At 69.6% G+C, this 9,032-nt stretch carries 9 protein-coding genes; 5 read left to right on the forward strand and 4 right to left on the reverse strand.

Annotated elements, in window-relative coordinates; translation table 11 throughout:
* Window positions 1-355: 355 nt before the first annotated feature.
* The 5 genes from QQK83_RS17925 (at window position 356) to QQK83_RS17945 (ending at window position 4,417) form a co-directional block, all read left to right on the forward strand.
* Window positions 356-706, forward strand: coding sequence for a hypothetical protein (locus QQK83_RS17925; protein ID WP_284266615.1), 351 nt, complete (start codon window positions 356-358; stop codon window positions 704-706).
* Window positions 707-849: 143 nt separating this feature from the next.
* Window positions 850-1,851, forward strand: coding sequence for an N-acetyltransferase DgcN (dgcN, locus tag QQK83_RS17930; protein ID WP_284266616.1), 1,002 nt, complete (start codon window positions 850-852; stop codon window positions 1,849-1,851).
* Window positions 1,848-2,810, forward strand: coding sequence for an N-acetyl-D-Glu racemase DgcA (dgcA, locus tag QQK83_RS17935; RefSeq protein ID WP_284266617.1), 963 nt, complete (start codon window positions 1,848-1,850; stop codon window positions 2,808-2,810). Before dgcN ends, dgcA begins: the two co-directional genes overlap by 4 nt.
* Before the next feature lie 40 nt (window positions 2,811-2,850).
* Window positions 2,851-3,489 carry a LysE family translocator gene (locus QQK83_RS17940; protein WP_284266619.1) on the forward strand — a complete coding sequence of 213 codons (639 nt, stop codon included), beginning with the start codon at window positions 2,851-2,853 and terminating at the stop codon, window positions 3,487-3,489.
* A gap of 70 nt (window positions 3,490-3,559) precedes the next feature.
* On the forward strand, window positions 3,560-4,417 hold the full coding sequence (locus tag QQK83_RS17945) for a D-amino-acid transaminase (protein WP_284266621.1): 858 nt from the start codon (window positions 3,560-3,562) through the stop codon (window positions 4,415-4,417).
* A 195-nt stretch (window positions 4,418-4,612) separates the two neighbouring features.
* Here the strand turns inward: QQK83_RS17945 and QQK83_RS17950 are convergent, their stop codons facing one another.
* From QQK83_RS17950 to QQK83_RS17965, 4 genes are all read right to left on the reverse strand, one after another.
* Window positions 4,613-5,083 carry a VOC family protein gene (locus tag QQK83_RS17950; RefSeq protein WP_284266623.1) on the reverse strand — a complete coding sequence of 157 codons (471 nt, stop codon included), beginning with the start codon at window positions 5,081-5,083 and terminating at the stop codon, window positions 4,613-4,615.
* 82 nt (window positions 5,084-5,165) lie between these two features.
* Window positions 5,166-6,557, reverse strand: a complete 1,392-nt coding sequence (locus tag QQK83_RS17955; protein WP_284266625.1) for a calcium-binding protein — start codon at window positions 6,555-6,557, stop codon at window positions 5,166-5,168.
* A gap of 123 nt (window positions 6,558-6,680) precedes the next feature.
* On the reverse strand, window positions 6,681-7,823 hold the full coding sequence (locus tag QQK83_RS17960) for a calcium-binding protein (protein ID WP_284266627.1): 1,143 nt from the start codon (window positions 7,821-7,823) through the stop codon (window positions 6,681-6,683).
* A gap of 309 nt (window positions 7,824-8,132) precedes the next feature.
* A partial coding sequence (locus QQK83_RS17965) for a DUF6504 family protein (RefSeq protein ID WP_349816245.1) occupies window positions 8,133-9,032 on the reverse strand: 900 nt, incomplete at its 5' end.

Consider the following 9,032-nt stretch of genomic DNA (forward strand, 5'->3'; position numbering starts at 1 on the left):
GGCCACCTGCCGCCCGCCCGGCACGGGCAGGCCGCGGGGCGCCGCCCCAGCCGCGACCAGATGCGCCAGCAGCCCCTCGCCAACGGCGAAGCTGTTGACGGCCCGCGTCTTGCCGTCATCCGTCACCGTGTTGAGAAAGGCGAGGGCAGGGTGCCCCGCGTCGGTCGTGCTCATCTCTTGCCCATCCGTCACGGGCACCTGCGCCCGATAACCGATTTTACCGCATTTCCGGTAACCACGTCCAGCACCCCTGTGGCGCGCGGGAAACGTTTGCACCTGCAGCATATTCATTTCATTGACCGAATCCAATTTTGCGCCATCTTCCACGCCAGTCGCGCCCGAAAGGACCAAGGCCATGTCGGACTACCTGCCCGATGCCGTTCGTGAGGAACTCGCCGCCGCCCGCAAATCCGAGCGGCGCAAGCGGGCGACCCGCGTCGTCCATGTCGGCGACGAAGCCTATCCGATCCTCGAGATGACCGAGGAGGGCTTTGCCGTCGAGGCCGACACCGCACCCAGGCTGCGCGGCTTCATCGACATCTACGACGGCCCGCGGCACCTGTATCAGGCGCTGATCGTCGCCTCGGAAGAGGTCGGCGACCTCATGCGCTACGAATTCAAGCGCAACACCGCCGCCACCGGCAGCGCGCCGGTGGATTTCGAACAGGCCGCGGACCGGCCGGCGGGTCTTCTGCCTTTGGCCTGACCGGCGCAGGAATTTCGCGCCACGGGGTGCCCCTGCGCACAAATCTTCGACAATGCGCCCTGCGAGCGGGGCAGGTTGCAACCCTTCCGCGGCGGCTGCGCCTTATCCTTGCACGAGCGAATCCCGCCTTCGGAGGCTCTGCCATGATCGAAACCCCCTATCTCCTCTTCCTCGGCGACGCGCCCGACCAGCTGGCCGCCAAGGTGGCCCAGGGCATCCGCGACTGGCGCCCCGACAATGCCGTCGGCCAGTTCCGGATGGAGGGATGCCGCGCCGACGTGCGCCTGCCCGACATGGACCTCGCCACGGCGAAGGCCGCGGGGGCGAAGACGCTGGTGATCGGTGTGGCGAACCGCGGCGGCGTCATCTCGAAGGAATGGAAAAAGGTGCTGGTGCAGGCGCTGGAAGAGGGCTTTGACCTCGCCTCGGGCCTGCACAACCTGCTGCGCGACGAGGAAGACCTTGCCGCCGTCGCCCGCGCCTGTGGCCGCAAGCTGCACGATGTGCGTGTGCCGTCGGTGCAATATCCCATCGCCAACGGGGTGAAGCGGACCGGCAAGCGTTGCCTTGCCGTCGGCACCGATTGCTCGGTCGGCAAGATGTATACCTCCCTCGCGGTCGATGCCGAGATGAAGGCCCGCGGCCTGAAATCCAGCTTCCGCGCCACCGGCCAGACGGGCATCCTCATCACCGGCGAGGGCGTGCCGCTCGACGCCGTGATCGCCGATTTCATGGCCGGGTCCGTCGAATGGCTGACCCCAGACAATGACGCCGACCACTGGGATCATATCGAGGGGCAGGGCAGCCTGTTCCACGTCTCCTATTCCGGGGTGACCATGGCGCTGATCCACGGCGGCCAGCCCGACGCGCTGATCCTGTCGCATGAGCCCACCCGCGCCCACATGCGCGGCCTGCCGGGCTACGATCTGCCCAGCCTAGAGGCCCTGCGCGACACCGCGCTGCCCTTGGCCCGCATCGCCAACCCGGCCTGCCAGGTCGTCGGCATCTCGATCAACACCGCCGCCATGGGCGAGGACGAGGCGCTGAGCTACCTCGAAGCCACCGAAAAGCGCATGGGCCTGCCCGCGGTCGATCCGTTCCGGCAGGGGGCCGCAAGGCTCGCCGACGCGCTGGAGGCGCTATGATCTCGGTCACGCCCGACACCTTCCGCCTGGCCGAGGCCTTCACCATCTCCCGCGGCTCTCGGACCGAGGCGCGCGTTCTGACCGTCACGGTCACCCGCGACGGCGTGACGGGCCGCGGCGAATGCGTGCCCTACGCCCGCTACGACGAGACGCTGGACAGCGTGACCGCCGAGATCGAGGGGTTGGCGCAGGGCATCACCCGGCAAGCGCTGCAAGACGCGCTGCCTGCCGGGGCCGCGCGCAACGCCGTCGATTGCGCGCTCTGGGATTGGGAGGCCAAGCGCAGCGGCAGCCCGGTCTGGGTGCTGGCCGGTCTGCCCGTGCCCGCCCCCGTGGTCACCGCCTTCACTCTCTCGCTCGACACGCCCGGGCGGATGCGGGCCGCCGCCGCCCGCCACGCGCATCGCCCGCTGCTCAAGATCAAGCTCGGCACGCCTGACGACATGCCCCGGCTGGAGGCCGTCCGCGCCGGCGCGCCCGAGGCGCGGATCATCGTGGACGCCAACGAGGGCTGGACCGCCGAGGTCTATTCCGACCTCGCCCCCCACCTCTTGCGCCTCGGCGTCGAGATGGTGGAGCAACCCCTGCCCGCCGGTCAGGATGACCTGCTGGCCGAGATCGCCCGCCCCCTGCCGGTCTGCGCCGACGAATCCTGCCACGACCGCGCCAGCCTGCCGGGCCTCAAGGGCAAATACGACATGGTCAACATCAAGCTCGACAAGACCGGCGGCCTGACCGAGGCGCTGGCGCTGAAGGCGCAGGCCGAGGCCGAGGGCTACGGCGTGATGGTCGGCTGCATGGTGGGCTCGTCGCTGGCGATGGCCCCCGCCGTCCTGCTGGCGCAGGGCGCGGCGATCGTGGACCTCGACGGGCCGCTCCTGCTGGCCGAGGACCGCGCCACACCGCTGGTCTTCGAAGGGTCGGTGTTGCACCCGCCGCCCTCGACGCTCTGGGGCTGAAACCGGGTGTTTGCGCAGCTTCCGGGTCGCCCGCGGGCGGGTGACGCGGCTAACGGTCATGGCGTCTTCGCAGCCCGAGGCCACCATGCCCGATACCCTCGCCCTCATCCTGTTCTTGCTGCCGCTGGCCTACAGCCCCGGACCGGGCAACATGGTCTTCGCCGCCAATGGCGCACGCTTCGGCCCGCGGGCGACGCTTCCGGCGTCGCTGGGGTATCACGTGGCCACATGGATCGTGACGCTGGGCATCGGCATCGGCCTGTTCGGCCTTGTGGGCAGTGCGCCGGGGCTCGCACGCGCCATGCAGGTCGCCGGTGCGGCCTATGTCCTGTGGCTGGCGCTGTCCATCGCGCGCGCGGGGGTGCTGCGCGACACCGGGCCTGCGCGGCCCATGGGGGCCGGGGGCGGTGCGGTGCTCTTGCTGCTCAACCCCAAGGCCTACCTGATCATCGCCCTGATGTTCAGCCAGTTCCTGCCCACTGCGACCGCGCCCCGCATCGATGCCGTTCTGTGGATCACCACGGTGTTCACGCTCAACAACCTGATGGCCTTCACGGCGTGGACGGTGCTGGGCGACAGGCTGGCCCGCCTGTTCCGCGCCGACCGCTCGGCCCGGCGTCTCAACCTCGGCTTCGCCGGGATGCTGGCGGCGGTGGCGGTCTGGATGCTGTTGGCCTGACGCGCTGCGCTTGACCTTGGGGCGGATCGGGCGGAAACAGCATCCTGTCCAGCCTGAAGGAGCGCCGACCATGACCCGCACCGTCTACGTCAACGGAGAGTATTTGCCCGAGGATCAGGCCAAGGTCTCGATCTTCGACCGCGGTTTCCTGTTTGCCGATGGCGTCTACGAGGTGACGAGCGTTCTGGGCGGCAAGCTGATCGACTTCGCCGGTCACGCAAAGCGCCTCCAGCGCTCGCTCGACGAGCTGCAGATGGCAAACCCGGTGACCGAGGAGGAGCTGCTCGAGATCCACCGCGAGCTGGTGCGCGCCAACGGCATCGAGGAGGGGCTGATCTACCTCCAGATCACCCGCGGCGCGGCGGATCGGGATTTCGCCTACCCGGCCGCGGGCACGCAGCCCACCATCGTGCTCTTCACGCAGGCGAAGCCCGGGCTGGCCGACGCGCCCGCCGCCAAGACCGGGATCAAGGTCATCTCGATCGAGGATCAACGCTGGGGTCGCCGCGACATCAAGACGGTGCAACTGCTCTACCCGTCGATGGGCAAGATGATGGCCAAGGCCGCGGGCGCCGATGACGCCTGGATGGTCGAGGATGGCCACGTGACCGAAGGCACCTCGAACAACGCCTATATCGTCAAGGGCAACACCATCGTGACCCGCCACCTCGGCACCGAGATCCTGCACGGGATCACCCGCGCCGCCGTGCTGCGCTTCGCCCGCGAGGCGCAGATGACGGTCGAGGAACGCCCCTTCACCGTGGAAGAGGCCAAGGCCGCGGACGAGGCCTTCATCACCTCGGCCTCCAGCTTCGTGATGCCCGTGGTCGAGATGGACGGCACGCCCATCGGCACCGGCGCGCCGGGGCATGTGACCGCGCGGTTGCGCGAGATCTACCTCGACGAGATGCGGAAAGCGGCGGTCTGACGCCCGAGGGGTTTCGCCGCGCTGCGCGCGTCGATCCGCCGGGGGGCTCTGCCCCCCGGACCCCCCGCCGTATTTGGAGGAAGATGAAGGCCGCGCGCATGTTGCGCAAAAGTGGGAACCGGTTTTGCGCGCCTCGAACATGCGACATCAAACCGTTGGAGCGGGCCGCGTGAATGCGAATGAACGCGACCCGCTCTAACCGGTCAGCATGTCCGGGCTGTAGGCCACCAGCTCGACCGTGTTGCCCTCGGGGTCTTGCGTGAAGACGCCGCGCCAGCCGATCCAGCCGAACTGCTCCACCCGAACCGGAAGGCCCTGCGCCTCGAACCAGCGGATCGCGGCCTCCTGCTCCGCGAAGGGCAGGTTCAGCGCGATGTGATGCAGCGAGGAGCGCGCGCCGGTTTCCGGCCTGTCGGCGGCGACCGGGTGCAGGCCGGGGCGCGCGACATACCCCTTGTCGAAGAGCGCCAGAACCTGCGTGTGACCCTGGAACCCCTCGGCGAGGCGGTAGAAGACGATGCCGTCGCTCGCGTTCCCCTCCAGCCGCTCCAGCCCGAGAATGCCTTCGTAGAAGGCCGCCATCGCCGCAAGGTCATCGCAGCGGATGGCGATCTCTCCAAGGCCGCGGATGCGGAAGCCACGGTCGGGTTGGTCTGTGCCGGGCATCGTCGGGTCCTCCCTCCGGCGTGTTGGACCTGTCCAGTCTCACGCGGGCCGGGCCGAAGGCAAGAGGCCCGTCGCCGCCGGTCTACCTGACATCCACGGCCCAGCCGTCGAGCGTATTGAGCCCCTCCAGCTTGACGTAGACCGCGCCGTTGACCAGCACCTCGGCGCCGCTGCCATCGGCGGCCAGCTGGCGCGTGACCGCGAAGCTGGTGCCCTCGGGCGGCGGGTTGCCCTCGTCGAAGGTGATGACCACGGCCAGTTCGTCGCCTTCGGCGATGTCGAAATCGGTGATGATCGCCGGCTCCTGCTCGGTGCCGACCAGCGCCTCGATGACGAAGTCGTCGGCCCCGAACCCGCCGGTCAGCGTGCTGCCCGCCCCGGCGGTCAGCGCATCCGCGCCGAACCCGCCGTTCAGCACGTTCCGCCCCTCGGTGTCCTCGAGGGTATCGTCGCCGCCGCCGCCGTTCAGCGTGTCGTCGCCCGCGCCGCCGACCAGCCGGTCGCTGCTGGTGCCGTCGCCGCCGTTCAACAGGTCGTTGCCCGCGCCGCCCGACAGGAAGTCGGGGCCGCCACCGCCGAAGAGCGTGTCGTTGCCGTCGTCGCCGAACATCTTGTCGTTGCCCTCTTCGCCGAAGAGGAAGTCATCGCCGGCCCCGCCCGACAGCACGTCGATCCCGTCGCCGCCAAGCAGCCTGTCGTTGCCGTCGCCGCCGTCCAGAACGTCGCTGTCATCGCCCCCCGTCAGGCTGTCGTCGCCCTCCTCGCCGAGGATCACGTTCGCGCCCTCGCCGCCCTCGATCGTGTCATTGCCCGTGCCGCCCTCGAGCCGGTCACTGCCGGACCCCGCCGCGATCTGGTCAGCGCCCTCGCCGCCGAACACCAGGTTCGGGCCATCCCCGGCGTCGATCGTGTCGGCGCCATTGCCGCCGTCGATCTCGTCGCGGTCGCTGCCGCCGGTGATCAGGTCGTTGCCCACGCCGCCGAACAGCGCGTTGACCCCTGCGCCGCCCTCGATCACGTCGTCACCGGCATCCCCGAACAGCCTGTCGTCGCCGCTGCCGCCGGTCAGCGTGTCGTCGCCCTCGTTGCCGCGCGCGGTCACGTCGCCGGTGCCGCCCAGCACGATGTCGTTGCCCGTGCCCATGAAGAACGAGGAATTGCCCGCCCCCGCCTGCGCCACGTCCGCGCCACCACCGCCGAAGACGGTGCTGTCGCCATCGCCCTGCAGCACGACCCTGTCCGCCCCGAAGCCGAGGTCGAGCCGGAAGTCGCCATCATCCGCGATGCGCAGCGTATCGTCGCCCGAAAAGGTCGAGATCCGCGCCTGGCTGCCATCGGTGACGGTGATCGCGTCATCGCCGGATGTGCCGTTGAACTTGTCTTCGGACCCGCCGGAGGTGTCGTCATCGCCGCCGCCGTCCAGCAGGAAGGTCAGGCCGAAACCGAGAAGCAGAAGGGGAAGGATGAAGAGCATGGGTTCACTTTCGATTGAACTGAACCGCCGGGGTGCGCGTCGCGCCCTGCGACGGGTGCCGGTCGGGGAATGCGGAGAATGCGGAGGATGCGGAGAGGCAGGCCGGATGGGTCGCGGTCGGGATCATATGAAATTCTCCCTCACGGTGACGGTCCAGCCGTCCAGCGTGGTGAGCCCTTCGAGCGTGACATAGACCTCGCCGTTCACGAGGATCTCGATGCCGAAACCGTTGGCGGCCAGCTGTCGGGTGACCTCGTAATCGGGGCCGTCGCGCGGATCGCCGAAAAACTCGGGCGTGATGGTCAGGAACAGGCGGTCGCCCTCGGACGGGTTGAAATCCCGGATCACCGCGGGGCTGTCGGGGCTGCCGAACTCGGTGACCACGGTGAAATCGTCCTGCCCCTCGCCGCCGGTCATGGTGGCGTTGAGATCGCCCATCAGGTCGTCATCGCCGGTGCCGCCGTCCAGCACCGCGCCCGGCAGGTCGTTCTCGAGGCTGCTCAGGGAATAGGCGCTCAGCGTGTCGTTGCCGGCGTAGCCGAACAGCGTGTCGCCGCGGCCGTCGGTGTCGATCAGGTCGTCGCCGCTGCCGCCGATCAGGATGTCGTCGCCGCCGTCGCCACCGTTCAGCGTGTCGTTGCCCTCGCCGCCCAGGATGGTGTCGTTGTCGAAACCGCCGGTCACAAGGTCGTCGCCCGCGCCGCCAAGCAGGCGGTTCTCGCCATCGAAGGAGGTGATCGTGTCATTGCCCGCGCCGCCGTCGAGCGTGTCGTCGAACTGGGTGGAGCTCATCAGGTCGTTGCCGTCGCCGCCATAGGCTTCGGTCTGGCCGTCGATCCCCTCGACCGTGTCGTTGCCGAGGCCGAGAAAGGCCAGAAGAGCGCCGTCGGTCATCAGGACGCTGTCATCGCCCGCGCCGGCATCGACCTCGGCGAAGCCGTTGGTCACCTGCGCCTCGTCGTCGCCCTCGCCGAGGGTCAGCACAAGCGGCCGCTGCACGTCCGCGGTGATCGTGTCGTTGCCGCCCAGCGCGTCGACCTCGGAGGCGTCGGTCGTGCCCATGTCGAGCCGGTCGTCGCCCGGCGTCAGGGTCAGGGGGCCATCCGTCGCGGGTGGCGTTTCGGGGTCGGGCGGGGTGTCCGGGTCAGGCGGGGTGTCGGGCTGTTGCGTGTCATCCCCGGATGCCGTTTCGCCTCCTGACCCGCCATCGAGCAGGAAGGTCAGGCCGAGGCCCAGAAGCAACAGGGGCAGAACGCCGAACAGCATCACTCACACACAAGACCAACATCACGATTGCCAACACCGGACAGGCCGGTGCCGGACGCCGCCGGGCGCATGGGTCGACTGCTGCTCGTGATCCGGCATCTGCGGGCCGGTATCCTGTCTTGCGGGGCCACGTAGGGAATCGTGATCCCGACACCCCCCGAAACCAGAGGCGCTCAACCAGAGGTTAACGGAGTCTTAACATGGTTGAAAAGACGGTTTTTTGACGACCTGTCAGATATTTGGTCAACGGTTCCCGGCCCCGCTGCCGATTGTCACGGCCCCGTGGACAGTGCCGCGTGGCGCGCCGTGTCAGCCGAAATCGCCCTGCGCGAACCACCCGCCCGAGGCCGCGCCGCCATGGGCGTAGAACAGCCACAGCCGGTGCCCCTCGGTCGTCACCACGCGCCAGTAGTCGCGCACGCCCGAGCGCCAGTTGGGGTCGTCCAGCCACCATTCCGGCGCGATGCGCTCGGGGCCATGGGCGGCCCGCGTCTCGAAGACCCGCCCGCGCCAGCGGAACCGCACGGGGGGCGTGGGATCGTCGGGCGCGGTGACCGGCTCGGGGCGGAACAGCGTCAGCGGGCGCGGCCGCGTCGGCTCGGGCCAGTCGGCGGCGGGGGCACTGTAGGCCGCGGCCTGCGTGGCCGAGGTCTTCTCGGGGATGTGGCTGTCGGTTGGATGCTCGCGGGTGATCCGCTCCAGCCCCACGCGCGCGCCGATCCGCGCGATCAGGTCGTCGAGTGCCTGCGCCGCGCTGCGCCCCGCGCGCGCCTCGGCGGCGACGGCCCAGCCGCCCTTGTGCTCGGTGGCGTGCAGGGGCTCGGTCACCGTCGCCACCAGCCGCAGCACGTCGAAGCCGAAACCGGCCTCCACCCCGCCCAGCTTCAGCTCGAACAGCGGGCGCAGGCTGTCGGGCCGGTCGGCGGGGCGGGCAAGCCCGACCTCGACCGCCTCGGTCCCGCCTTCGGCGCGGAGCATCTCCAGCCGCAGCCGCCGCGCGCCGCGGCCCCGCGCGCGCAGCTTCTCGCAGAGCGGCGGCAAGAGCCGGTCGAGACCGGCAAGGATGTCGGCCTCCAGCCCGATGGGCTCGGGCAGGCTGAGGCGCATGGCGAAATGCAGCGGCGCGCCCGCGGGCGAGATCGGCTCGGGCTCCACCCCCAGCGCCTGGTCGAGGCGGCGGACCAGCTCGCGCCCGAAGCGCCGCGCCAG

Source organism: Roseicyclus amphidinii, from assembly GCF_030163755.1.
Lineage (GTDB): Bacteria > Pseudomonadota > Alphaproteobacteria > Rhodobacterales > Rhodobacteraceae > Roseicyclus > Roseicyclus amphidinii.

Coding starts and splice junctions, on each gene's coding strand:
- QQK83_RS17955 (WP_284266625.1), bottom strand. CDS start 6,557: ATGCTCTTCATCCTTCCCCTTCTGCTTCTCGGTTTCGGCCTGACCTTC.
- QQK83_RS17925 (WP_284266615.1), top strand. CDS start 356: ATGTCGGACTACCTGCCCGATGCCGTTCGTGAGGAACTCGCCGCCGCC.
- dgcN (WP_284266616.1), top strand. CDS start 850: ATGATCGAAACCCCCTATCTCCTCTTCCTCGGCGACGCGCCCGACCAG.
- QQK83_RS17960 (WP_284266627.1), bottom strand. CDS start 7,823: ATGCTGTTCGGCGTTCTGCCCCTGTTGCTTCTGGGCCTCGGCCTGACC.
- QQK83_RS17945 (WP_284266621.1), top strand. CDS start 3,560: ATGACCCGCACCGTCTACGTCAACGGAGAGTATTTGCCCGAGGATCAG.
- QQK83_RS17950 (WP_284266623.1), bottom strand. CDS start 5,083: ATGCCCGGCACAGACCAACCCGACCGTGGCTTCCGCATCCGCGGCCTT.
- dgcA (WP_284266617.1), top strand. CDS start 1,848: ATGATCTCGGTCACGCCCGACACCTTCCGCCTGGCCGAGGCCTTCACC.